Origin of the sequence: Burkholderia sp. NRF60-BP8, assembly GCF_001522585.2 — a bacterium.
Classification (GTDB): Bacteria; Pseudomonadota; Gammaproteobacteria; order Burkholderiales; family Burkholderiaceae; genus Burkholderia.
This window is the reverse complement of sequence record NZ_CP013372.1, coordinates 1,101,146-1,125,944: the sequence shown is the minus strand read 5'-3', so window position 1 is coordinate 1,125,944 and position 24,799 is coordinate 1,101,146. Positions and strand designations below refer to the sequence as shown.

General features: G+C 69.5%; 21 protein-coding genes. 11 read left to right on the top strand and 10 right to left on the bottom strand.

Annotated features, from left to right (window positions below; translation table 11 throughout):
• Positions 1-32: 32 nt before the first annotated feature.
• The 4 genes from WS54_RS05215 to WS54_RS05200 all read right to left on the bottom strand — a co-directional run bounded on the left by WS54_RS05215 (position 33) and on the right by WS54_RS05200 (position 3,715).
• Positions 33-1,301 (bottom strand): NAD(P)/FAD-dependent oxidoreductase, encoded by a 1,269-nt coding sequence (locus WS54_RS05215; RefSeq protein ID WP_059783794.1) that lies wholly within the window; start codon positions 1,299-1,301, stop codon positions 33-35.
• Positions 1,298-1,531, bottom strand: coding sequence for a 2Fe-2S iron-sulfur cluster-binding protein (locus WS54_RS05210; protein WP_012338331.1), 234 nt, complete (start codon positions 1,529-1,531; stop codon positions 1,298-1,300). Before WS54_RS05210 ends, WS54_RS05215 begins: the two co-directional genes overlap by 4 nt.
• Before the next feature lie 127 nt (positions 1,532-1,658).
• Positions 1,659-2,786 (bottom strand): NAD(P)/FAD-dependent oxidoreductase, encoded by a 1,128-nt coding sequence (locus WS54_RS05205; protein ID WP_059783796.1) that lies wholly within the window; start codon positions 2,784-2,786, stop codon positions 1,659-1,661.
• On the bottom strand, positions 2,783-3,715 hold the full coding sequence (locus tag WS54_RS05200; protein ID WP_059785050.1) for a 4-hydroxyproline epimerase: 933 nt from the start codon (positions 3,713-3,715) through the stop codon (positions 2,783-2,785). The genes WS54_RS05205 and WS54_RS05200 overlap by 4 nt, the downstream gene beginning before the upstream one ends.
• 250 nt (positions 3,716-3,965) lie before the next feature.
• Here WS54_RS05200 and WS54_RS05190 point away from each other — a divergent pair, with 250 nt between their 5' ends.
• From WS54_RS05190 to ilvD, 5 genes are all read left to right on the top strand, one after another.
• Entirely contained in the window at positions 3,966-4,886 is a 921-nt protein-coding gene (locus WS54_RS05190) for a dihydrodipicolinate synthase family protein (RefSeq protein WP_034205027.1), read from the top strand.
• Positions 4,887-5,111: 225 nt separating this feature from the next.
• Positions 5,112-6,737, top strand: coding sequence for an APC family permease (locus WS54_RS05185; RefSeq protein ID WP_059783798.1), 1,626 nt, complete (start codon positions 5,112-5,114; stop codon positions 6,735-6,737).
• Between the two features lie 72 nt (positions 6,738-6,809).
• The gene (locus tag WS54_RS05180) at positions 6,810-8,402 is read left to right on the top strand and encodes an aldehyde dehydrogenase (NADP(+)) (protein WP_059783800.1); all 1,593 of its coding nucleotides are present in this window, start codon (positions 6,810-6,812) and stop codon (positions 8,400-8,402) included.
• Complete coding sequence (locus WS54_RS05175) at positions 8,395-9,441, top strand: Ldh family oxidoreductase (protein ID WP_059783802.1); 1,047 nt, start codon at positions 8,395-8,397, stop codon at positions 9,439-9,441. The genes WS54_RS05180 and WS54_RS05175 overlap by 8 nt, the downstream gene beginning before the upstream one ends.
• Before the next feature lie 499 nt (positions 9,442-9,940).
• Positions 9,941-11,800: a dihydroxy-acid dehydratase gene (ilvD, locus tag WS54_RS05170; RefSeq protein WP_059783804.1), complete on the top strand. Its 1,860-nt coding sequence runs from the start codon at positions 9,941-9,943 to the stop codon at positions 11,798-11,800.
• Positions 11,801-11,910: 110 nt separating this feature from the next.
• Here ilvD and WS54_RS05165 read toward each other — a convergent pair whose 3' ends face one another.
• Positions 11,911-12,849 carry an SH3 domain-containing protein gene (locus tag WS54_RS05165; RefSeq protein ID WP_059783806.1) on the bottom strand — a complete coding sequence of 313 codons (939 nt, stop codon included), beginning with the start codon at positions 12,847-12,849 and terminating at the stop codon, positions 11,911-11,913.
• 33 nt (positions 12,850-12,882) lie between these two features.
• Positions 12,883-13,305 (bottom strand): hypothetical protein, encoded by a 423-nt coding sequence (locus WS54_RS05160; protein ID WP_034205033.1) that lies wholly within the window; start codon positions 13,303-13,305, stop codon positions 12,883-12,885.
• Between the two features lie 298 nt (positions 13,306-13,603).
• Here WS54_RS05160 and WS54_RS05155 point away from each other — a divergent pair, with 298 nt between their 5' ends.
• Positions 13,604-15,139, top strand: a complete 1,536-nt coding sequence (locus WS54_RS05155; RefSeq protein WP_059783808.1) for a sigma-70 family RNA polymerase sigma factor — start codon at positions 13,604-13,606, stop codon at positions 15,137-15,139.
• A 181-nt stretch (positions 15,140-15,320) separates the two neighbouring features.
• Positions 15,321-16,202 (top strand): helix-hairpin-helix domain-containing protein, encoded by an 882-nt coding sequence (locus tag WS54_RS05150; RefSeq protein WP_059783810.1) that lies wholly within the window; start codon positions 15,321-15,323, stop codon positions 16,200-16,202.
• A 149-nt stretch (positions 16,203-16,351) separates the two neighbouring features.
• On the opposite strand, the gene WS54_RS05145 is transcribed toward WS54_RS05150, so the two are convergent.
• From WS54_RS05145 to WS54_RS05135, 3 genes are all read right to left on the bottom strand, one after another.
• Positions 16,352-16,777 (bottom strand): helix-turn-helix domain-containing protein, encoded by a 426-nt coding sequence (locus WS54_RS05145; protein ID WP_059783812.1) that lies wholly within the window; start codon positions 16,775-16,777, stop codon positions 16,352-16,354.
• Positions 16,778-16,845: 68 nt separating this feature from the next.
• Positions 16,846-17,898: a tetratricopeptide repeat protein gene (locus WS54_RS34415; protein WP_269467448.1), complete on the bottom strand. Its 1,053-nt coding sequence runs from the start codon at positions 17,896-17,898 to the stop codon at positions 16,846-16,848.
• Positions 17,899-17,972: 74 nt separating this feature from the next.
• Entirely contained in the window at positions 17,973-18,413 is a 441-nt protein-coding gene (locus WS54_RS05135; RefSeq protein WP_034205037.1) for a MarR family winged helix-turn-helix transcriptional regulator, read from the bottom strand.
• Between the two features lie 135 nt (positions 18,414-18,548).
• On the opposite strand from WS54_RS05135, the gene WS54_RS05130 reads away from it, so the two are divergent.
• Positions 18,549-20,078 carry a DHA2 family efflux MFS transporter permease subunit gene (locus tag WS54_RS05130; protein WP_059783816.1) on the top strand — a complete coding sequence of 510 codons (1,530 nt, stop codon included), beginning with the start codon at positions 18,549-18,551 and terminating at the stop codon, positions 20,076-20,078.
• Between the two features lie 30 nt (positions 20,079-20,108).
• Here WS54_RS05130 and WS54_RS05125 read toward each other — a convergent pair whose 3' ends face one another.
• Entirely contained in the window at positions 20,109-21,623 is a 1,515-nt protein-coding gene (locus WS54_RS05125) for an acetyl-CoA hydrolase/transferase family protein (protein WP_059783817.1), read from the bottom strand.
• Positions 21,624-22,277: 654 nt separating this feature from the next.
• On the opposite strand from WS54_RS05125, the gene WS54_RS05115 reads away from it, so the two are divergent.
• From WS54_RS05115 to WS54_RS05105, 3 genes are read left to right on the top strand one after another with little or no spacing between them, the layout of a single operon-like run.
• On the top strand, positions 22,278-22,973 hold the full coding sequence (locus WS54_RS05115; RefSeq protein WP_034205040.1) for a CDP-alcohol phosphatidyltransferase family protein: 696 nt from the start codon (positions 22,278-22,280) through the stop codon (positions 22,971-22,973).
• Positions 22,970-23,779, top strand: a complete 810-nt coding sequence (locus WS54_RS05110; protein ID WP_059783819.1) for a HalD/BesD family halogenase — start codon at positions 22,970-22,972, stop codon at positions 23,777-23,779. Before WS54_RS05115 ends, WS54_RS05110 begins: the two co-directional genes overlap by 4 nt.
• On the top strand, positions 23,776-24,777 hold the full coding sequence (locus WS54_RS05105; RefSeq protein WP_034205042.1) for an HpnL family protein: 1,002 nt from the start codon (positions 23,776-23,778) through the stop codon (positions 24,775-24,777). The genes WS54_RS05110 and WS54_RS05105 overlap by 4 nt, the downstream gene beginning before the upstream one ends.
• Positions 24,778-24,799: the final 22 nt, after the last annotated feature.

The following is a 24,799-nucleotide window of genomic DNA, read 5'->3' as shown; positions in this document are numbered from 1 at the left end:
GGCGCACTCGCGTATTCGCAAGCCCGCACGCGTCATGCGCCGTCGCAGGATCCCGGGCCGTCGAGCATCAGCGTACCGACCCGCGCGGGCACGAGCGGCGTGCGCGGCGCCTGCGGCGCCCAGCCGAACAGTGCCTGCGCGGCCGCGCCGCACACGCGGCCCTGGCACGCGCCCATCCCGCAACGCGACTGCAGTTTGGCGGCCGTCCAGCCCGGCTCTCGTGCGACCGCGTCGAACCGCACGTCCTCGCAACGACACAGCAGCGTGTCGGGCCGCGCGAGCCGGCGGATCGGCTCCCGGATCGCGAAGCGCTCGCGGACGGCATCCGCGAACGCCTGCCAGTGGGCCCGCCGTGCGACGAGCTCGGCCAGTTGTGCGGTCTGCCCGGTCGCCGCGTAGCCCGCGATTTCGCCTTCGACCATTGCCAGTTCGCTGCCGCCGACGCCCGTGCATTCGCCCGCCGCGAAATACCCGTCGCGGCTCGTACGCTGATGCGCGTCGACCGCCACGGCGCCGTTCTCGATCTGGCAGCCGAGATGGCGCGGCAGCACGGTGTTCGGCACGAGGCCGAAGCCGCACGCGAGCCGGTCGCAGTCGACGTCGAATTCGCGATCGCCTTGGCGAATCCGCACGCGTTCGAGCCGCACGTCGCCGAAGGCTTCGACGACGTGCGCAGCGGGCCGATACGCCGACGTGACGAGCTTCGCGGCCTGCGCGAGCTTCGACGGCCAGCGCCACAGCCCCGCGCCGAAGCCGGCCACGTCGCTCCATGCGGCCTGTTCGAGCACGTGCGATACGCGTGCGCCGGCCTGCCGGGCCGTCGCCGCGCTCGCCAGCAGCAGCGGCCCGCTGCCCGCGATCACCGTGCGCTGCCCGCGCACGTCGAGCCCGTACTTGATCAGCGCCTGCAAGCCGCCTGCGCCGGTCACGCCGGGCAGCGTCCAGCCCGGGAACGGCAGCAGCAGCTCGCGGGCGCCGCAGCAGAGAATCAGCGTCCGGAAATCGAGCAGCAGCCCGCGTTCGTCATCCTCGAGCAGCAGCGTTCCCGGCTGCGTTTCGGCGACGATGCGCGTCGCCGCGAGATGCGTGACGTTCGGCTGCCTCAGGATGGCGAGGCGTTCGGCCGCGGCACGCGTCGGTGCGGCCGCGGCCGGCTGCCGCCAGATCTGCCCGCCCGCCCGCGGGTTGTCGTCGACGATCGCGACGGTCGCGCCGCTGCGCGCGGCGGCCCGCGCGGCCGACAGCCCGGCCGGCCCCGCGCCGACGATCGCGACGTCGACGCTCAATCGTTCCTGTTTCATCGCGTGCGCTCCACCTGCATGCCGTCGCGGCACAGCGTCTGGCACGCCAGCCGGCGCCGGCCGTCGATCGTCATCCGGCATTCCTGGCAAATGCCCATCCCGCAAAACGGCGCTCGCGCCGCGCCCGTGCACGACACACGCGTCGTGTCGTCGCCGCTCGCCGCGACGGCGGCCGCGACGGTCGCACCGTCGGCCACCGTCAGCGCGCGGCCGTCCAGATGAATGATCATGTCAACCTCCGCCGGACCGTTCCAACGAGGCGGACCGCCTCCGTGGGGGTCGCCTTGCATGGGACCGGAGTAAGCGCCGAAGCGCCCACTCCGGCCAACGGCGAACGAAGTGCGCGTGGGGGTCGTTTCATGTCAGCGCTCCGGCTACGGGGGACGCGGTCAGGAAGCGCCCCGGCAAATACGGTTCGATATCGATGGGCGGCCGCTCGCCGGCCATCAGCGCGGCGACGAGCCGCGCACTGCCCGACGCGGTCGTCACGCCGAGCCCTTCGTGCCCGACCGCGAGCCATACGCCCGGCCGCGCCGGGTGCTCGCCGAGCAGCGGCAGGCCGTCGGGGCTCGCGGAGCGAAAACCCGTCCATGCGCGGATGCCGTTCAGGTCGGCCAGATCCGGAAGGTAGCCGGCCGCGCGGCGCAGCATGCGCGCGAGCACGGGCGGCTCGACCTGCGCATCCTCGGTGTCGAACTGGCGCGACGAGCCGATCAGCAACTGCCCGGTCGGCCGCGGCTGCACGTTGAATGCGACCGGCGTGCCGTCGCTCGCATGCGCGCTCGCCGCATAGCCCAGCTCGACGAGTTGGTGCGACACCTGGCCCGGATAGCGGTCGGTAATCAGCAGATGGCCCTTTTTCGGGCGCAGCGGCAATTCGGGCAGCAGCGTGCGCGCCGCCACGCCGTTCGCGACGACCACACGCTCCGCGCGCAGCACGTCGCCGCTCGCGAGCGTCACGCTCGGGCCATCGACCGCGACGGCCCGCTCGCGGCGCAGCGTGACGCGCGGCGCGCGCTGCAGCAGCCAGTTCGCGGTGACGGGCGCATAAAGGATCGCGTCGCCCGGAATCTTCAGCGCGCCGCCGAGGCCCGCGCGCAGCATCGGCTCCAGTTGCGCGAGCGCCGCCGCGTCGATCAGCGCGCCGGCCACGCCGTGCGCGGCGAGCGTCGCCTGCTTCGCGCGCGCGAGATCCATCTCGTGCGCATCGGCCGCGAGCCACAGCGTGCCGCAGTTGCGGTATGCGCAGCCGTCGGGCATCTCGCCGCTCAACGCGCGCCACAGTTCGATCGAGTAATGGCTCAGCGCGAGTTCGGCCGCATTGTCGTCCATCGCGACGAGGTGCCCCATGCCCGCGCCGGTCGCGCCGCCGCTCGCGTCGTCGACGACGAGCACGCGCAGCCCGCGCTGCGCGAGCTCGTGCGCGCACGCCGCGCCGACGATGCCGGCGCCGATCACGACGACGTCGGTCTTCGTTTCGCTCACGACCCGATGCCCCAGCCGAACGGATCGTCTTCGTCGATCAGCAGCGTCGCTTCCGCACTCAGGTGCGCGCTGCCGCGAATCGTCGGCACGATGCCGCCGTCGACCAGTTCGTAGCTCGCGTGGAATACGCTGCCGATCACGCTCGCCTGCCGCCACACGGCGCCCGGCGCGAGTTTGCCGTCGGCCGCGAGGCACGCGAGCTTCGCGCTCGTGCCGGTGCCGCACGGCGAACGGTCGTAGGCGAGGCCCGGGCACAGCACGAAGCTGCGGCTGTCGTGCCGGGGATCGTCGGCGAACAACTCGATGTGATCGATCTCGCCGCCGTTCGCGCCGGTGATGTCCGCGCGTTCGAGCCCTTCGCGCACGGCCGACGCATACGCGGTGAGCGCCGCGACGTTGTCGCCGGCGACGCGCTGCCCGTGGTCGCTGATCAGGAAGAACCAGTTGCCGCCCCACGCGACGTCGCCCTTCACGGGGCCGTATCCCGGCACGTCGACTTCGACGCCCTGCGCGTGGCGATACGCGGGCACGTTGCGCACGCTGACCGACAGGTCGTCGTGCAGCGTCGCCTCGACGGTGCCGACCGGCGTCTCGATCCGGTGCACGCCGGGCGCGATGCGTCCCATGTGATGCAGCGTGCGCACGACGCCGATCGTGCCGTGCCCGCACATCCCGAGATAGCCGCTATTGTTGAAGAAGATCACGCCGGCCGCCGCGTCGGCCGCTACCGGCTCGCACAGCAGCGCGCCGACCAGCACGTCGCTGCCGCGCGGCTCGAGAATGCACGCGGTGCGGTAACGGTCGTGCTCGCGCGCGAGCACGTCGCGTCGCTCGGCCATCGTGCCGTTGCCGAGCGACGGAAAACCGGACACGACGAGCCGAGTGGGTTCGCCGCCCGTGTGCGAATCGATGATCTGGATGCGCTTCATCATGAGCTGTCCGAAGTGGGGAAAGGAGCATAGCTTCCTCCGTCGCGCGTCCGTCCGCTTGTGGCTTTTCGATGAGGACGACGACGAAATCGGCATAGTGCGAAACGCCCTTCGCGCCCTCGCCGGCCGCTGTGCCGATTTCGTCATTTTGCTCCGCGATACGACTCAAGCGTGATGGGCGTTTGCGCGGCGATACTGGTTGCCACACCGACACACCGTCGGCCGACCGATACGAACGTAGGAGATTTCAGTGAGCCGCAAAGCCATTCAGTGGACCGGGGTTTTCCCGGCCGTCAGCACCCAGTTCAAGCCGGACTTTTCCCTCGACATCGACGCCACGCACCGCGTGGTCAAGAACCTGGTGAACGACGGCGTGTCGGGCCTCGTGGTCTGCGGCACGGTCGGCGAGAACACGTCGCTGTCGACGAGCGAGAAGCTCCAGGTGATCGAAGCCGCACGCGACGCGGCCGGCGGCAAGATTCCGGTGATCGCCGGCATCGCCGAATTCACGACCGAATTCGCGCGCAACACGGTGCGCGAAGCGCAGCGCGTCGGCGTCGACGGCGTGATGGTGATGCCCGCGCTCGTGTACTCGGCGAAGCCGCACGAAACCGCCGCGCACTTCCGGGCGGTCGCGACGAGCACCGACCTGCCGGTGATGGTCTACAACAACCCGCCGATCTACAAGAACGACGTGACGCCCGACGTGCTGATCGCGCTGCAGGATTGCGAGAACATCGTCTGCTTCAAGGATTCGTCGGGCGATACGCGCCGCTTCATCGACCTGCGCAATGCGGTCGGCGATCGCTTCGTGCTGTTCGCGGGCCTCGACGACGTCGTGGTCGAGAGCATCGCGGTCGGCGCCGAAGGCTGGGTGTCGGGCATGTCGAATGCGTTCCCGAAGGAAGGCGAGACGCTGTTCCGCCTCGCGAAGCAAAAGCGCTTCGACGAAGCGCTCGCGCTGTATCGCTGGTTCATGCCGCTGCTGCACCTCGACGCGCGCCCGGATCTCGTGCAGTGCATCAAGCTGTGCGAGGAACTGGTCGGCCGCGGCAGCGCGGTCACGCGTCCGCCGCGCCTCGCGCTGCAAGGCGACACGCTCGCGGAAGTGAAGGCCATCGTCGCGAAGGCGCTCGACACGCGCCCTGCGCTGCCCGACGTCGGTCTCTGATCGACGCCCCTGCGGCGGCGCGCGGGTTTGCCCGGTGCGTCGCCGTCCGCGGTCCGGCATGGCCCGCGGGTCCGCACGCCCCGGCGCCCGCCCGCGCCGCGCGTGAACGGGCCGCGGCCCGCCCCGGTCGTTCGAACCGGGCGACGCCGGCCGGCAGGCGTGTGCGCTGCTCCGTCGGAGCGCGCGCCACGCGCGCCTGCACCGACATTCCCAGGAGACACGCTCATGCCAGGCCAAGGCAATGCCCATCCGTCCGTCCCGCTTTCCCGTTCCGCGCATCCCGGCGCGGGTCACGGCAAGTTCAAGAAACAGTTGTCGCTGACCGATCTCACGTTCATCGGTCTCGGCGCCATTTTCGGCTCGGGGTGGCTGTTCGCCGCGAGTCACGTGTCGACGATCGCGGGGCCGGCCGGCATCTTCTCGTGGCTGCTCGGCGGCTTCGCGGTGCTGCTGCTCGGCATCGTCTACTGCGAACTCGGCGCCGCGCTGCCGCGCGCCGGCGGCGTGGTGCGCTACCCGGTGTTCTCGCACGGCCCGCTGCTCGGCTACCTGATGGGCTTCATCACGCTGATCGCCTTCTCGAGCCTGATCGCGATCGAAGTCGTCGCCGCACGCCAGTACGCGGCCGCGTGGTTTCCGGGCCTGACGGCCGTCGGGTCGAGCGACCCGACCACGCTCGGCTGGCTCGTGCAGGCTGCGCTGCTGTGCTTCTTCTTTTACCTGAACTATTCGAGCGTGAAGACGTTCGCGAAGGCGAACAACATCATCAGCCTCTTCAAGTTCATCGTGCCGCTGTCGGTGATCGCGGTGCTGTTCGCGTTCTTCAAGTCCGCGAACCTGACCGTGCACGGCTTCGCGCCGTTCGGCATGCCGGGCATCGAGATGGCCGTGTCGGCCGGCGGCATCATCTTCGCGTATCTCGGGCTCACGCCGATCGTGTCGGTCGCGAGCGAAGTGCGCAATCCGCAGCGCACGATCCCGATCGCGCTGATCCTGTCGATCCTGCTGTCGACGCTGATCTACGTGCTGCTGCAACTCGCGTTCATCGGCAGCATCCCGACGGCGATGCTCGCCGCCGGCTGGCACGACGTGAGCAAGGCATTCTCGCTGCCGTACCGCGACATCGCCCTCGCGCTCGGCGTCGGCTGGCTCGCGGTGATGGTCGTCGCCGACGCGATGATCTCGCCGAGCGGCTGCGGCAACATCTACATGAACGCGACGCCGCGCGTCGTCTACGGCTGGGCGAAGACCGGCACGTTCTTCAAGGTGTTCACGCGCGTCGACGAAGCGTCGGGCATCCCGCGCGCGGGCCTGTGGCTCACGTTCGGGCTCGCGATCTTCTGGACGCTGCCGTTCCCGTCGTGGGAAGCGCTGATCAACATCGTGTCGGCCGCGCTGGTGCTCAGCTATGCGGTCGCGCCCGTGTCGGTCGCCGCGTTGCGCCGCACCGCGCCCGACCTGCCGCGGCCGTTCCGCGCCAGCGCGTTCGGCATCACCGGCCCCGCGTCGTTCGTGATCGCCGCGCTGATCGTCTACTGGTCCGGCTGGAGCACGGTGTCCTGGCTGCTCGGCCTGCAGATCGCGATGTTCGCGATCTATCTCGCGTGCCGCCGCTGGGTGCCGACCGCGCACCTGAGCCTCGCCGAGCAGGTGCGCTCGTCCGCGTGGCTGATCGCGTTCTATGCGGCGATGATCGTGCTGTCGTATCTCGGCGGCTTCGGCGGCACGGGCCGGCTCGCGCACCCGTACGACACGGCCGTCGTCGCGGCCGTCGCGCTCGTCATCTACTACTGGGGCGCTCGCACCGGCGTGCGCGCCGACAAGCTGCAACTCGACGACGACGAGGACTGACGCGCCCGCGCCCTTTCCCCTTCCATCGGTCGGGCGCAGCACGCCCGGCCCCGCTTTTTCCCGAGGAAAACCATGCAACTCACAGGTCAGCTCCTGATCGGCCCATCGGCCGTCGCCGGACAGAACGGCTCCTTCCATGCGCTTGCCGCCGCCACCGGCGAACCGCTCGAACCGGCGTTCGGCGGCGCGAGCCTGCACGACCTGGAAACGGCGTGCGCGCTCGCCGACGATGCGTTCGACACGTATCGCGAAACGTCGCTCGACGCGCGCGCCGCGTTCCTCGACGCGATCGGCCGCCACATCATGGCGCTCGGCGACGACCTGATCGAGCGCTGCGTCGTCGAAACGGGGTTGCCGCGCGCGCGCATCGAAGGCGAACGCGGCCGCACGGTCGGCCAGCTTGCGTTGTTCGCGTCGCTCGTGCGCGACGGCGGGTTTCTCGACGCACGCATCGACCCGGCGCGCCCCGAGCGCAAGCCGCTGCCGCGCGTCGACCTGCGCCTGCGCAACGTCGCGGTCGGGCCCGTGGCCGTATTCGGCGCGTCGAACTTCCCGCTCGCGTTCTCGGTGGCCGGCGGCGACACGGCGTCGGCGCTGGCGGCCGGCTGCCCGGTGATCGTCAAGGCGCATTCCGCGCATCCGGGCACGTCAGAGCTCGTCGGCCGCGCGATCCAGCAGGCCGCGCGCGAATGCGGGATGCCGGCCGGCGTGTTCTCGCTGCTGTTCGACGCGTCGCGCGAGATCGGCCAGGCACTGGTCGCCGATCCGCGCATCCAGGCCGTCGGCTTCACCGGCTCGCGCCGCGGCGGCGTGGCGCTGATGCATATCGCGGCCGCGCGAGCCGAGCCGATCCCCGTCTATGCGGAAATGAGCTCGGTCAATCCGGTGGTGCTGTGTCCCGCCGCGCTCGAGGCCCGTCACGACACCATCGCACCGCAGTTCGTCGCGTCGCTCACGCTCGGCGCCGGCCAGTTCTGCACGAACCCGGGCCTCGTACTCGCGATCGACGGCGCCGCGCTGCGCGCATTCGAAGCCGCGGCGGCCGATGCGCTGCGCGCGGCAGCCGCACAAACGATGCTGACACCCCACATCCACGCGAGCTATGCGCAAGGCGTCGCGGCGCTGCGCGCTCACGATGCGGTCGAGCTGCTCGCCGAAGGCGCGGAAGGCGGCCGTCACCAGGCCCGCGCAGCGCTGTTCGCGACGTCCGCCGACGCATTCGTCGCGCATCGCGAATTGCGCGACGAAGTGTTCGGCCCTGCGTCGCTGATCGTGCGCTGCCCGGACGCCGACACGCTGCATCGCGTGCTGAAATCGCTCGAAGGCCAGTTGACGATCGCCGCGCATCTCGCCGACGGCGACGCGGCGCTGTTCGCCGCGCTGCGCCCGACGCTCGAACGCAAGGCCGGCCGCATCCTCGTCAACGGTTTCGGCACGGGTGTCGAGGTCGGCCACGCGATCGTGCACGGCGGCCCGTTCCCGGCGACGTCCGACACGCGCACGACGTCGGTCGGCGCACGCGCGATCGAGCGCTTCCTGCGCCCCGTGTCGTACCAGGACGTGCCGGACGCGCTGCTGCCCGACGCGATCCGCAGCAGCAATCCGCTGCACGTGCCGCAACGCATCGACGGCGTGCCCGCCCCGCGCGAGGTGAACCATGTCTGAGCGCACCGCCGAAGTCGTCCTGTCGCTCGATGAAGTCCACGCGCTCGCGCTGCGCGTGCTGACGCACAACGGGATGTCCGACGCGCATGCGCGGGCCATCGCCAACGTGATCGCGCAGGGCCAGCGCGACGAGTGCCACTCGCACGGCGTGTACCGGCTGCTCGTGTGCGTGCGCTCGCTGAAGAAGGGCAAGGTCGATCCGCAGGCCGTGCCGACGCTGCGCCGGCTGTCGTCGTCGATCGTCGCGGTCGACGCGCATCGCGGCTTCTCGCTGCTGAGCTTCGAGACCGGCCTGCCGGTGCTCGTCGAGATGGCGAAGCAGCACGGCATCGCCGCGATGGCGATCAACCACTGCTATCACTTCTCCGCGCTGTGGCCCGAGGTCGAGGCGATCGCCGCCGAAGGGCTGGTCGGCATCGCGATGAACCCGAGCCATAGCTGGGTCGCGCCGGAAGGCGGCCGCGAGCCCGTATTCGGCACCAACCCGATCGCGTTCGCGTGGCCGCGCCCGGGCGGCGAGCCCTTCGGCGAGCCCTTCGGCGAGCCGTTCGTGTTCGATTTCGCGACGAGCGCGATCGCGCGCGGCGACATCGAGCTGCACGCGAAACAGGGCAAGGCGATTCCGTCGCACTGGGCGATCGACGCGGACGGCCAGCCGACTACCGATCCGAAGGCCGCGCTGCAAGGCGCGATGCGCACGTTCGGCGGCCACAAGGGCTCGGCGCTGGCGGCGATGGTCGAACTGCTCGGCGGCGCGCTGATCGGCGACATGACGAGCCGGGAATCGATGGACTTCGACGAAGGCGTCGGCGCGACGCCCTGCCACGGCGAACTCGTGATCGCGTTCGATCCGAAGGTGTTTCTCGGCGACGATCTCGACGCGGGGCTCGCGCGCGCCGAGCGGATGTTCGAATCGATCGTCGCGCAGGGCGCGCGGCTGCCGTCGCAACGGCGCTTCGACGCCCGCGCGCGCAGCATCGCGAACGGCGTGCGGATTCCGAAGGCGCTGTACGACGAGATCCTGACGCTGCTCGATTGATGCGCGATCGGGCGGCACGGTGCGGCTTCATCGTCCGCGGGACGGGCGATGAAGCCGCCGCCCGGTTGCGCCAGCAATGGTTTGCATCGGGCGTCGTGCTTGGTGGGTTTGGTGGGCTTGGTGTCTTGGTGTCTTGGTGTCTTGGTGCCTTGGTGCCTTGGTGCCTTGGTGCCTTGGTGCCTTGGTGCCTTGGTGCCTTGGTGCCTTGGTGCCTTGGTGCCTTGGTGCCTTGGTGCCTTGGTGCCTTGGTGCCTTGGTGCCTTGGTGCCTTGGTGCCTTGGTGCCTTGGTGGCCTTCGTGTATTCAGCCGCCCCGGCGCGCCGCCCCGCCCCGCCCCGCGCCGCTCGCCCGCGCCCGCCGGCGCCGCCGGCCCGGCGGCTGTGGGATAATCGTCGAGTTTGCCCAGGGCGCAGCTCAAGAGGTTGTTCGCACGGGCGCGAGAGGGGCCTTTATTCCCGAGCCCCCACCCTTTTCCCGCGATATTTCTTCAGCCATCACCATGCCCACTTACCGTTCCAAAACCTCTACCGCCGGCCGCAACATGGCAGGTGCGCGCTCGCTGTGGCGCGCCACCGGCATGAAAGACGACGATTTCTCGAAGCCGATCATCGCGGTCGTCAACTCGTTCACCCAGTTCGTGCCCGGGCACGTGCACCTGAAGGATCTCGGCCAGCTCGTCGCGCGCGAGATCGAGGCTGCCGGCGGCGTCGCGAAGGAATTCAACACGATCGCGGTCGACGACGGCATCGCGATGGGCCATGACGGCATGCTGTATTCGCTGCCGAGCCGCGACATCATCGCCGACTCGGTCGAATACATGGTGAACGCGCACTGCGCGGACGCGATGGTGTGCATCTCGAACTGCGACAAGATCACGCCGGGGATGCTGATGGCCGCGATGCGCCTGAACATTCCGGTGATCTTCGTGTCGGGCGGCCCGATGGAAGCCGGCAAGACGCGTCTCGCGAACCCGGTCACCAAGACCGTCGAACTGAAGAAGCTCGACCTCGTCGACGCGATGGTGATCGCGGCCGACCAGTCGTATTCGGATGCCGACGTCGCCGAAGTCGAACGCTCGGCATGCCCGACCTGCGGCTCGTGCTCGGGCATGTTCACCGCGAACTCGATGAACTGCCTGACCGAAGCGCTCGGCCTGTCGCTGCCCGGCAACGGCACGGTGGTCGCCACGCACGCCGATCGCGAACAACTGTTCAAGCGCGCCGGCCGCCGCATCGTCGAACTGACGCGCCAGCACTACGAGCAGGACGACGAACGCGTGCTGCCGCGCTCGGTCGGCTTCAAGGCGTTCGAGAACGCGATGACGCTCGACATCGCGATGGGCGGTTCGACCAACACGATCCTGCACCTGCTGGCGATCGCGCAGGAAGCCGGCATCGACTTCACGATGAAGGACATCGATCGCCTGTCGCGCAGCGTGCCGCAGCTGTGCAAGGTCGCGCCGAACACGAACAAGTACCACATCGAGGACGTGCACCGCGCAGGCGGCATCATGGCGATCCTCGGCGAACTCGACCGCGCCGGCAAGCTGCACACCGACGTGCCGACCGTGCACGCGCCGACGCTGAAGGACGCGCTCGACCAGTGGGACATCGTCCGCACGCAGGACGAAGCCGTGCGCACGTTCTACCTGGCCGGCCCGGCCGGCATCCCGACGCAGGTCGCGTTCAGCCAGGACACGCGCTGGCCGAGCCTCGACCTCGATCGCGCCGAAGGCTGCATCCGCTCGTACGAGCACGCATTCTCGAAGGAAGGCGGCCTTGCCGTGCTGACGGGCAACATCGCGCTCGACGGCTGCGTGGTGAAGACGGCCGGCGTCGACGAGAGCATCCTCGTGTTCGAAGGCTCGGCGCACGTGACCGAATCGCAGGACGAAGCGGTCGAAAACATTCTGAACGACAAGGTCAAGGCCGGCGACGTGGTGATCGTGCGCTACGAAGGCCCGAAGGGCGGCCCGGGCATGCAGGAGATGCTCTACCCGACCAGCTACATCAAGTCGAAGGGGCTCGGCAAGGCGTGCGCGCTGCTGACGGACGGCCGTTTCTCGGGCGGCACGTCGGGTCTGTCGATCGGCCATTGCTCGCCGGAAGCGGCAGCGGGCGGCGCGATCGGCCTCGTGCGCGACGGCGACCGGATCCGCATCGACATTCCGAATCGCACGATCGACGTGCTGGTGTCGGACGAGGAGCTGGCGCGCCGCCGCGAAGAACAGAACGCGAAGGGCTGGAAGCCCGCGCAGCCGCGCCCGCGCAAGGTGTCCGCGGCGCTGAAGGCGTACGCGAAGCTCGTCATGTCGGCCGACAAGGGCGCCGTGCGCGATCTGTCGCTGCTCGACGACTGATGCCGCGAGCGACCGGCGACCGGTAGCACCTTACCTCGCCGCGCTTGCCCGATCCAAAAGCCGCTCTTCGGAGCGGCTTTTTTTCGTCCGGCACCCGCGGTGCGGCCCCGTCAGTGACGGAGTTCGTCGGGGCCGCCACCCCCGCCGCCGCCGTGGTTGCCGCCACCGTTTCCGCCGCCTTGCGGCCGTGCATAACCGCCGCCCCCGCCTCCCTGGCGTACCGGCGGCGGCATCGCGCGACCCTCTCCGCCCGGTGCAGGCGGCGGGCGCAGCACCGCCGGCGGCGGGCTGGCCGGACGCGTATTACCCGCCCCACCCGGCATCGGCGTCTGCGCCGGCGGGCTGGCCGGACGCGCATTACCCATCCCACCCGGCATCGGCGTCTGCGCCGGCGGGCTGGCCAGACGCGCATTACCCACCCCACCTGGCATCGGCATCGGCATCGGCATCGGCATCGGCGTCGGTACCGGTGCCGGTGCCGCCGGCGCCGGCACGCGGTTCGCGCCGTTCCAGCCGCCGCGCGTCGCCGACGGCCGCGTGTCGTGCACGGGCGGCGAGCCGCCCGGCGCGACCTGCATCGGTACGCCCGGTTGCGGACGCCCTTGCGCCGGCGGCACGCCGCCGGGGCCGAGCCTCGGCTCCGGACGATGCGCCCAGCGATCGCGATCGGGATACCACGGGCGGTGCCGGTAATAGCGATCCCAGTACGCGCCGATCGCGAACCCGGTCACCGGCACGCCGATGATCGCGCCATATTCGAGCAACGGCACGTAGCCGCCCTGGTAGGGATAGTCGAGCAACTGCGCATCGATCCAGCCGCGCACGCCCGGCAATGCGACGTCGCACCACGTGTAGTCGCTCAGGCAGCCGAATACGTCCAGCGCGGTGCCGGGCGGAATCTGCGCGACCACCGGATAATCGGGCGCAGGCCCGGCATACAACTCGGCCGGCGAATTCGTGTAAGCGCTGCTCTGCGCGTCGGCGACGCCCGGTGCGGCCGCGAGGCCGGCCAGGACGACGCACAGACTTCGGACAATCGTGTTCCTCATGATGCTCTCCCGCGTCGCGCCGACGCGCGCCGGTCAGTGGCGATGGCCACCGCCCCAGTGACCGCCACCCCAATGACCGCCGCCCCACGGACGATGCCAGTACCCGCCGCGCCCGCCCCAGTATCCGCCGCCCCAGCGGCCCCAGAAGCCGATCGTCACGGGCGGCCCGTACCAGCCGGAGTAGTACGCCGGGTAGTAATACGGATACGGTGGCGGCACGTAGGCCGGGGCGACATACACCGGCACCGCCGTGTCGGCGTCGACCTGCGCCTGCGGCACGGTCGACGGGGCCGGGGCCGGTGCGGCCGTTGCGACTGGCGTGTCGCGCTGCGTCACCGCGGCAGGCACCGGCGCGTAATAAGGTGCATAACCGTACGGGCTCGTGTAGTAGCAGCCGCCAAGCGCCAGTGCGGCCAGCGCGACGGCGGCGGGCCTCGCGGCGGAAATGGGGTTCATCTCGTACTCCGGCAGAATCCGCGCGCCGCCGCCGGGCGCGCGCCTGACTCTAGCTTACGTCCCCTGCAGATTTCCGCGCGTATGATCGGTTACTTTTTGTTTCCTGCTCCGACCGGCGAAGCAGGCACGCCGCGTGCTGGGCCGTCGGCGGCGCCGACGTTGAAGTTGGCGCAAATGCCCTCAACTTGAACGATGTCGGGCTGACCGGCGCGGACGGGCGTCCGCGATCCACCGGCCCCCCGCAAACCGGCGAGCTTCGGCCCGCCCAGACAGGAACGCGGCTCGCGCCGCCATCGACATGACTACGCCACGCCCCACTTCCCGGGCGGACACACCGCTCGATCCGATCATCCAGTTGCTGGCGCTCGCCGGCGAGCAAGGTTATCTGACGCACGCCGACCTCGTCGACGCGCTGCCGCCCGAAAGCGACAGCCCCGACGCGCTCGACGTCGTGCGCGCCGCGCTTGCCGACATCGGCATCGCGGTACTCGACGAGCCGGCCGTGCCTGCGCCGTTCGCCGGCGCGGCGCCGGTCGAGGTCGATCGCGACGCGCTCGACGAAGGCCGGGCCATGCTCGGCGACCTCGCGCGCGGCACGAGCGCGTCGACCGATCCGCTCGCGCTCTACATGCGGCGCATGCACGCGGTGCCGCTGCTCACGCGCGAAGGCGAAATCGTCCTCGCCCGCGAGATCGAAACGGGCCGCCATCAGGTACTGCACGCGATTGCCGGCTATCCGCCCGCGATCGACGCGCTGATCGAGCGTCATCGCGTGGCGGGCAGCGCCGGCTCGACCGGCTCGCCCGATGACGACGACGCCGGTGCGTCCGCGCCCGCCCGCTACGATGCGCTGCACGCAGCGGTGTCGGCGCTGCGCGGCGCATTGCATGCGCATGGCAGCCGTTCGGCCGAATACCGCGACGCGCGCAACCACGTGGCCGCCCTGCTCGGTTCGCTCCCGTGGGTCGCGCCGGCCGCCGACGACGCGAGCCGTGCGGTCCGCGCACTCGCGGCCGCCCCTCACGATCCGTCGGCGGCCGATGCGGCGTGCTTCGACGCGGTCGCCCGGCGCGCGCTCGCAGCCGCACTGAACGACGGCCAGCAGAAGGTGCGCGACGCGACGCGGGCGATGCTCGAGGCGAATCTGCGGCTCGTGCTGTCGATCGCGCGCAAGTACCTGAACCGCGGCGTCGACCTGTCCGACCTCGTGCAGGACGGCTGTCTCGGCCTGATGCGCGCGATCGAGAAATTCGAATACCGGCGCGGATTCAAGTTCTCGACCTATGCGACCTGGTGGATTCGCCAGGCGATCGCGCGCGCGGTCGCGGATCGCTCGCGCACGATTCGCGTGCCGGTGCACGTCGGCGATCAGTACCAGCGCGTACAGCGGCATGCGCTGCGCTTTCGCCAGCGCACGGGCCGGCGGGCTACGCCGGCCGAGCTCGCGGCCGAAACCGGCCTCGACGAGGACAAGCTGCGCGCGGTGCTCGCGCTGCCCGCCGAGCCGGTCTCGCTCGACACGCCGCTGCCCGACGCGGACACCGGCCTCGTCGAATTGATCGAGGATCAGGCCTCGGCCAGCCCGTTCGAGCAACTGGCCGACACGCGCATGCGCGACTGCGTGCGGTCGCTGCTGCGGTCGGTCACGCCGACCGAGGCCGACGTGCTGCGCCGGCGGTTCGGCCTCGGCGGCGCCGAGCCCGACACCTACGACGCGATCGCGCAGGACGCGGGGATGTCGCGGGAGCGCGTGCGGCAGATCGAGAAACGGGCGCTCGCCGCGCTGCGTACGGCCGCCGAGGCCGAGAACGCGCAGTCGTTTCTCGACGCTTGACCGCATCGAGCGCAGCGCCGATCGTGCCGCGTTCCGGCACGACCGTGCGCTGCGCGCCTGTGCTACGTTTGTCATTGACGCGCATCAAACTTTCTTCGTTGCGCGTCGCCACAATGGTTGACAGCCGACCGGCGCGTCGCTCGCCGCGTCCATTCCGTTTGTGCTTTCCGGGCCCCTCGCCATGCAGTCGACCGTTAGCCAGACGTACGAGGAAAACCGGTCCATCGCGGCCTGCCTGCGCGAGGCCGCGCAGTGGCTCGTCGACCAGGGCGCGAACCCGTACCGGGTCGCCGCGTACCGCGCGGCGGCCGATACCGTCGACGCGCTCGAGCGCGACATCCGCGGCGTGTTCGAAACCGGCGGCGTCGAGGCGCTCGGCGCGCTGCCCGACATCGGCGCGGGCGTCGCGCAGGCGATCGCCGAGCTGCTGGTGACGGGACGCTGGCGCCAGCTCGATCGCTTGCGCGGCGATGCGGAACGCGCATCGGCCTTCGACGCGGTGCCGGGCATCGGCCACGCGCTCGCGCTGCGCATTCATGACGCACTGCACATCGACACGCTGGAAGAGCTCGAACGCGCGGCCCGCAACGGCCAGCTCGAAACGATCGCGGGCGTCGGCCCGCGCCGAGCGGCCGGCATCCGCGCCGCACTCGACGACGTGCTGAGTCGCCGCCGGCGCTGGCAAGGTCACATGCAGAACGCCGATCCCGGCACGGAACCGCCCGTCGAACTGCTGCTTTACATCGACCGCCAATACCGCAACAAGGCGGCCGCCGGCGTGCTGCCGAGGCTCACGCACCGGCGCCTGAACGCGGACGGTTACGTGCCGCCGCCCGTGATGCACATGACCAAGGGCGGCTGGCACTTCACGGTGCTGAGCCAGCATGCCGCGATGCGCACGCCGGAAGCCGGGCGCCCGACCGACTGGGTCTCGCTCTACTTCTACGACGCCGTGCAGTGCGAGCACCAGCGCACCGTCTTCACCGAAACGTACGGCGCGCTCGTCGGCAAGCGGATCGTGCGCGGACGCGAGATGGAATGCCGCGTGTATTACGCGGGATGAGTCATGCGTCGACGGTTTTGCCGACGTCGAACACGGCACGAACGGCATCCCTCTTGACGATTCGGGCATGTCGAACCCGTTACGTCGCCACGTCACCACCCTCCCGTCGAATCGCTACCGCTACGCCCGCCCTCGCGCAGGCTCGCCGCCTACGCGCTTTCCGCCTTCGCGCGGCGTGCCGGACGACGATGCGCGGCAATGCGCAGCAGCTTCTGGAACGACGGGCACTCGAGATGGTTCGCCGCCGGGCACACGGCCGCATGCCGCAGCGCATCGCGCACCGCGCCGAGACGGCGGATCGTGCGGTCGAGCTCGTCGGCCTTGCCATCGAGCTTCGCGCGATCGATCGCGGGCCGACCGTCGCCGCCGACCATCGCGAGCATGTCGTCGAGCGAGAAACCGGCCTCCCGGCCGAGCGCGATCAATGCCAGGCGCTCCAGCACCGACGCGTCGTATTGCCGCCGCAGCCCGTGCCGGCCGATCGGCACGATCAGCCCCTTTTCCTCGTAGTAACGCAGCGTCGACGCGGGCAATCCCGAGCGCCGCGCCACGTCCGCGATGTCCAGTCGGCTCATGCTTGACCTCAAGTGAACTTGAAGTTGCAAGATAGTCGCTCGACTTCACGAAGACAAGCCCGGTGGAATCAGCCGCCGTCGCCGCGCTGCGCCGTTTCCTCGTGGCGATCGAGCGCGTCGAGCAGGTTGCCCGGCCGGCTCATCGCGGCCCTCAGCCTGGCGGCTTTCTCGATATCGGCCGGCGCGGTGAGCTTCGCGCCCTGATCGAGGTACTGTTGCGCGCGCGTCTCGCCTGCGGCGGCCGCCAGGCTCAACAACGCATTCGCGGCGATCGGATCGGATGCGACACCGCTGCCCGCGTAGTACTGCACGCCCAGCCGGAACAGCGAGGTCGCGGCCCCCTGGGCCGCAGCGAGCCGATACCATCTCGTCGCTTCGGCGTCGTCCTTGCGCACGCCCTGCCCGTTTTCGTACATCAGGCCGAGATTGTTCTGCGCGTTCGCGTCACCCTGTTCCGCGGCGAGTCGGTACCACTTGAATGCCTCGGTGTCGCTCTGCGTCACGCCGCGCCCGCTGTCGTACAGGTAACCGAGGGCGTTCTGTGCTTGCGGCTCGCCCTGATCGGCCGCGCGCCGATACCATTTGGCGGCTTCCGCGGCATCCTGCGGCACGCCGGTCCCGGCGTCGTACATCAGCCCCAGATACAGCTGCCCTCTCGGCAGGCCCTGTTCGGCCGCGCGCCGGTAGAGCCGCACCGCTTCCGCGCTATCCTGCGGCGCGCCTTCGCCGTCCTCGTATGCGCGGCCGAGATTGCACAACGCATCCCCATTGCCCTGCGCGGCCGCGCGTCGATACCAGCTCACGGCCTCCGCACGGCTTTGCTCGACGCCGATGCCGGTTTCGTACAGCGTGCCGAGATTGTTCTGCGACGCCGCGTCGCCCTGATCGGCGGCCCGCCGGTACCATTTCGCGGCTTCGGCGGGATTCCGTTCGACGCCGTCGCCGTGCTCGTACATCAGCGCGACGCTGAATTCGCCGTCCAGATCGCCGCGCTTCGCCTTCGCCATCGCCGCGTCGAACGCCCCGGGCGCATCGTCGTGCCCGAGCCAGGCGGTGCCGCCCCCGACGATCAATACCAGCGCGAGCGCGATGAGAATCGCAATACGGGCTTTCCGGCCCATTCGTCGTGCCTCGGTCATCTCTCAGTGTTCTCTTTTTTGTAGTTGCAACCGGTACGCCCGACCGCGCACCCGCGTCACTCGCCGCCGCAGTCGATCAGGTTCCGGCGCACGCGCCCGAGCAGGCGCACCAGCGTCTCGCGCTCATCGGGCGTGAAGCCGCGCAGCCCGTCGTCGGCGACGGTGTCGCCCACCTCCAGCATCTGCGGAAAGATCTCGCGCGACTTGTCGGTCAGCCGGATCACGAACGCGCGGCGGTCGTCGTCGTTCGCGACGCGCTCGATCCACCCATAGCTTTCCATCCGGTCGAGCAGCCGCGTGAGCGAGATCGGCGTGATCTCGAGCCATTCGGCGAGCCGCGCCTGGTTCATCTCGCCCTTCCACGTCAGGTACGCGAGCACGCGGCTTTGCGCCCGCGTCAGCCCGATGCGCTTCGCGCGCCGGTCGAACAGGCGCCCGTTCAGGCGAGCCACGTCGGCGATCAGGTAACCGATCCGGTTCTCGTAGGTCTTGTCCATGCGGCGATTATAGGGTCAAGCCGGAACCGACCCGAGGCTGGCGACCCGGCAATAAGCGGCTATATAATAAGCATGCTTATAATTTGCGCCATACCGGATCGCCGCCCACGGCGACCGCCCCACGGAGACACCCGCTTGAACCCCGCCGCCGACGCCCCTGCTTCGCCCGCCCTGAACCGGCCGATGCTGACCCTGTCGATCATGCTCGCCACGCTGATCCAGACCCTCGACAGCACGATCGCGAACGTCGCGCTGCCCCACATGCAGGGCACGCTGTCCGCGTCGCAGGACGAAATCACGTGGGTGCTGACCTCCTACATCGTCGCCGCAGCGATCGCGACGCCGCTCACCGGCTGGCTGTCCGACCGGCTGAGCGTGAAGCGGCTGCTGATCGTGTCGATCGCCGGCTTCACGGTTGCGTCGGCGCTGTGCGGGCTGTCGGAGACGCTCGTGCAGATCGTCGGCGCGCGGCTGCTGCAAGGCGTGTTCGGCGCCGCGCTGGTGCCGCTGTCGCAATCGATCCTGCTCGACATCAACCCGCGCGAGAAACAGGGCCAGGCGATGGCGATCTGGGGGATGGGCGTGATGGTCGGCCCGATCCTCGGCCCGACGCTCGGCGGCTGGCTCACCGACAGCTACAACTGGCGCTGGGTGTTCTTCATCAACGTGCCGATCGGCGCATTCGCGCTCGCCGGCGTGATGACCTTCCTGCCGGCGCGCGCGCCGCGCCCGCACGTGAAATTCGACGCGTTCGGCTTCGCGACGCTCGCGCTCGCGATCGGCGCGTTCCAGGCGATGCTCGACCGCGGCGAACAGCTCGACTGGTTCGGTTCGTACGAGATCCGCATCGAGGCGCTCGTCGCGGCGCTCGGCTTCGCGTTCTTCCTCGCGCATACGGCGAGCGTCGGCAAGGCGTCGTTCTTCAAGTCGGAACTGCTGCGCGACCCGAATTTCGCAACGGGCACGCTGTTCATCTTCGTGGTCGGCGCGGTGCTGTATGCGACGCGCGCGCTACTGCCGCCGATGCTGCAGAACCTGATGGGCTACCCGGTCGCGACGACGGGCCTCGTCACCGCGCCGAGCGGCGCCGGCACGATGATCGCGATGCTGTTCGTCGGGCGGCTGCTGAAATACGTGGATGCGCGGATGCTGCTGCTCGCGGGGCTGTCGATTTCCGCGCTCGCGCTGTGGCAGATGATGCAGTACACGGTCGTGCTGTCCGAAGCGGACATCGTGTGGCCCGGCGTGATCCAGGGCTTCGGTCTCGGGCTCGTGTTCGTGCCGCTGAGCGCGCTGTCGTTCTCGACGTTGCCGCCCGACCTGCGCGCCGACGGCACGGCCACCTACAGCCTGATGCGCAACATCGGCAGCAGTATCGGCATCTCGATCGTGCAGACGCTGATGACGCGCAATACGCAGGTCGCGCATGCCGATCTCGCGGCCCACGTCACGCCGTTCGACCCGGCCGTGCAGGCGATCGCCGGCAGCCGCGTCGACATCGCACTGCTCGACCGCACGATCAACCAGCAGGCGACGATGATCGCGTACCTGAACGATTTCAAACTGATGTTCGTCGCGACGCTGCTGATGATCCCGCTATTGCTGCTGATCCGCCCGCCGCAGAAGGCGGCGAGCGTCGACGTCGCGCATGCGGCGATGGATTGACGAGCGCGCATGCGCCCGTCCGGGGCCGCGTCAGGCCTTCATCGTCCCGGTTCGCACGTAGCGCTCGTGCCACGACAGCGCCTCGGCGAGCAGATGCGGCGTGTGCTTGCCGAAGCTGTCGCGCGACGCGCGCTCGAAGTAGTCCTCGAGCATCGGCCGGTAGTCCGGGTGCGCGCAGCTCGCGATGATCTTGCGCGCGCGCTGCTTCGGCGACAGGCCGCGCAGGTCGGCCAGCCCCTGCTCGGTGACGACGACCGCGACGTCGTGCTCGGTATGGTCGACGTGGCTCGCCATCGGCACGATCCGCGAGATCGCCCCGCCCTTCGCGGTGCTGGCCGACATGAAGCACGACAGGTAGCCGTTGCGCGCGAAGTCGCCCGAGCCGCCGATGCCGTTCTGGATCTTCGTGCCCATCACGTGCGTCGAGTTCACGTTGCCGTAGATGTCGGCCTCGATCATCCCGTTCATCGCGATGCAGCCGAGCCGGCGCACGAGTTCCGGATGGTTGCTGATCTCCTGCGGGCGCAACACGATCTTCTCGCGGAACGTCGCGATTTCGTCGGCGAAGCGCTGCACGGCGGCCGGGCTCAGCGACAGCGCGGTGGCCGATGCGAAGCTCAGCGTGCCGTCGTCGAGCAGGTCGAGCATGCCGTCCTGGATCACTTCCGTGTACGCGGTCAGGTTCGAGAAGCCGGCCGAGCTCAGTTCCGCGAGCACCGCGTTCGTGATGTTGCCGACGCCCGACTGCAGCGGCAGCAGGTTTTCCGGCAGACGGCCGCGCTTCACTTCGTGGCGCAGGAATTCGATCAGCTGCAGCGCGATCTGCTTGGACGTCGCATCCGGCGCGGTGAACGCATTGCTGCGATCGGGCGCATCGGTCTCGACGACCGCGACGATCTTGTCGGCCGGGCAGCGCAGGTACGGCTCGCCGATCCGGTCGTCGCTCTTCGTGAGCGGAATCGGCTTGCGGTGCGGCGGCAGCGCGGTGCCGTAGTAGATGTCGTGCATCCCGTCGAGGCCGAGCGGCTGGCGCGAATTGACCTCGAGGATCACGTGCTTCGCGCGTTCGAGCCACGTCTTGTTGTTGCCGATCGACGCGGACGGAATCAGCAACCCGTCCTCGCGAATGCCCGCGACTTCGACGATCGCGACGTCGAGATCGCCGTACAGCCCGAACCATGCGTACTGCGCGACGTGACTCAAGTGGACGTCCTGGTAATCGACTTCGCCGCCGTTGATCTTGTCGCGCAACGTCGGGTCGGACTGATACGGCAGCCGCATCGAGATGCCGTTCGTGCGGGCGAGCGCGCCGTCGAGTTCCGGTGCGGTCGACGCGCCCGTCAGCACGTTGATCCGGAAGTCCTCGCCGCGCGCGTGCGCCGCGTCGATGTGGGCGGCAAGCGCGGCCGGCACGGCCTTCGGATAGCCCGACCCGGTGAAGCCGCTCATGGCGACGGTCATGCCGGGGCGGATCAGCGCGGCGGCTTCGTCGGCGGTGCGGACGAGCGAACGCAGGGCGGGAGCGAGGATGCGTGATGAAGACATGGCTGGTTATCTGACGCTTTGGTCTGTCGTTGACGTCGCGGGGGGGGTCTCCTGAGCGACGCGAAGCCCTTGGGGCCGCGAGGGGCGGCCCGGCACCACGGGCACGGTCGGAGTATCGCAGAGGCCATCGCCGCGAAATGTCCGCTGGATGCAAAAGATCCTTGCCGGATTTGCCGGGTATCGAACGAGCGTTCTGTGACAGGCGATCCGCCTCCCGCCGAATGCATGCGAAAGGCGCGCGAAAGCATCGGGCGAATCATGGATTCGCGATCCACCGACCGTCGCGCATCAATCGATGCGATTACGCCGACATTGACGGCCTCCGGCTCGGTAATCGCCGATACCCGTCCGGCGCGGCCGATTGTCGCCCGATGCGGCTTTTCCGGACCTGACGGAGATCAAGGTCGCATGCGCTGCGCGACGCCGGCCACACGGCGCGAAAAAACCGCGCGATCCGCCTGCGAGGCCCGTCCGGCCTTGACAGCCGCGTGAGGCGAACCACACTGGAAGACGGGTTCGCCGACCGGATGGCCGCCCCGTTCACCCGTGCGTTTTTGGCCCGGCCGATGCCTGCAAGACGCGGTAACACTCCCGTATGTCAGGACATTGATCGAATAAAAAGCAACAAATTACAATTCCGTATATATTTCGCCGATGGACCAAAGAAAAACCGCCACACGCCCCGAGCCACCCCCGCCACGCACCTGGGATGCGCGGCTCGCGCGCTCGCTCGTCCGACCGCTCGTCGATACGCCGGTCACCCCGAATCACCTCACCACCGTTCGTCTGCTGATCGGCCTCGCCGGCGCCTGGTGCCTCGCGCACGGCGGCTTCGGCTGGAGCAATGCAGGCGCGTTCCTGATCGTGCTGTCGAACTTCGTCGACCACACCGACGGCGAGCTCGCGCGCATCAGCGGCAAGTCCAGCAAGATCGGTCATTTTTACGACCTGGCGGCCGATGCGCTCGTCACGGTCGCGCTGTTCGTCAGCATGGGCGTCGGCATCGTCGCCCAGGGCGGCCAGATGGCCGCGTCGCCGGTGCTGCTCGGCGCGGTGGCCGGCGCGGCCGTCGCGCTGATCTTCTTCCTGCGCATGCGGATCGAATCGATCGCCGGCAAGGCCGGCACCAAGCAGGCGTTCGCCGGCGGCTTCGAGACGGAAGACGTGCTGTACCTGCTGCCGATCGTAACGCTCGTCGACGGCGTCGAGCCGTTCCTGCTCGCGGCGTCGATCGGCGCTCCGCTGTTCGCCGCCTGGGTCGTGATCGACTGGTGGCGCATCGTGCGGCGCGGCAACCTGCCGCAGAACCCGGCCGCGCAGAACCCAACCGAAATCCAGGCTTCCAAATGACTCCTAGCACGCGCGACGATTCCGTGCTGAGCCCGGCACGCCCCGCGCCCGTGCGCGCGGCCGCGGCCGATCCCGATCGCACCGTGGCCGACTGCGTCGGCCGGCTCGACCTCGACCGCCTGCGCGACGACTACACGCGCCAGGGCTCGTTCCTCTACCTCGACGCGTTCCTGCCGGCCGACGCGCACGCGAAGCTGGCGAATGCCGCCCGCGCGATGCAGGCCGGCCTGAACCGCAATTACCTGCCCGGCCACAAGCAGGGCGGCAGCGTGAGCCGCCATACGATCGACGAGCAGGCGCCGTACATCGCCGAGCTGTATCGCTCGAAGGCGCTGATCGGTTTCCTCGAGAAAATCACGGGCGACAAGCTGATGCTGTCGCCGGACGACGATCCGCACGCGTACGCGCTGTATTACTACACGAAGCCCGGCGACCACATCGGCTGGCACTACGACACGTCGTACTACGACGGCCGCCGCTACACGCTGCTGATCGGCGTGATCGACGAATCGTCGTGCCGGCTCGACTACGAACTGCACACGCGCAACCCGGACGTCGCCGACGAACCGGGCTCCGTGCAGATCGCCGACGGCGGCATCGTGCTGTTCGACGGCGACAAGCTGCGCCACCGCATCACGCCGCTCGGCCAGAACGAAATACGCGTGTCGCTCACGTTCGAATACGTGACGAACCCCGGCATGCGGCCGTGGAAGCGCTTCATCTCGAACATGAAGGACGCGATCGCGTATTTCGGTTTCCGCCAGGTGTTCAAGCAACTGGCGACGCGACGCACGAGCGGGTCATGACACGCGCGGGCCTCATCCTGCTGTCCCTCGGGACCGCACTCTTCATCGCACTCCTGGCCTGGCAGGGCATCGGCGCGGTAGCGTCCACGTTCCTCGCGGCCGGCTGGGGCCTCGCGCTCGTCGCGGCGTTCCACGTCGTGCCGCTCGCGATCGACGCGGTCGCGATCTCCGTGATGTTCCGCCGCGGGCAGCCCGCCGCCGAACTCGGCAATGCGCTGCGCGCGCGCTGGGTCGGCGAATCGGTGAACAGCCTGCTGCCCGCCGGGCAGATCGGCGGCCCGGTGCTGATGGTGCGCCACCTCGCGCAGCGCGGCACGCGGATGGCCGATGCGGCCGCCGCCGTGACCGTCAGCACGACGATGCAGGCGCTCGCGCAAATGGCCTTCGCGCTGATCGGCATCGCCGCGTTCAGCCTGTATGCGACGCACGAGTCGGTCGCGCACCTGCGCACGCCCGCGCTGATCGCCACCGGCGTGCTCGGCGCGCTCGCGGTGATGTTCTATCTGGCGCAGCGGCGCGGGCTGTTCGGCCGCGGGCTGCGCCTCGCGTCGAAGCTGCTCGGCCCGCGCGACTGGTCGTCGCTCGCCACGCGCGCCGACGCGATCGACGACGCGGTCGGCGCGCTGTACCGCGATCGCGCGAAAGTCGCGAAGACCTTCGCATTGAGTCTCGCCGGCTGGATCGTCGGCACCGCGGAAGTGTGGCTCGCGCTGCACTTCCTCGGGCATCCGGTGAGCTGGCTCGACGCGCTGCTGCTCGAAAGCGTCGGCCAGGCGATTCGCGGGGCGGCCTTCGCGATCCCGGGCTCGCTCGGCGCGCAGGAAGGCGGCTACCTGCTGCTCGCGCCGCTGGTCGGGTTGCCGCCCGACGCGGCGCTCGCGCTGTCGCTCGCGAAGCGCGCGCGCGAACTCGCGCTCGGCCTGCCCGGCCTGCTCTATCTGCATTTCAGTGAAAGAAACTGGCAGCGGCGCCATGCGCCGCAGCCGCTCGCCGACTGATCGTTCAGATCGCCGGCTTTTT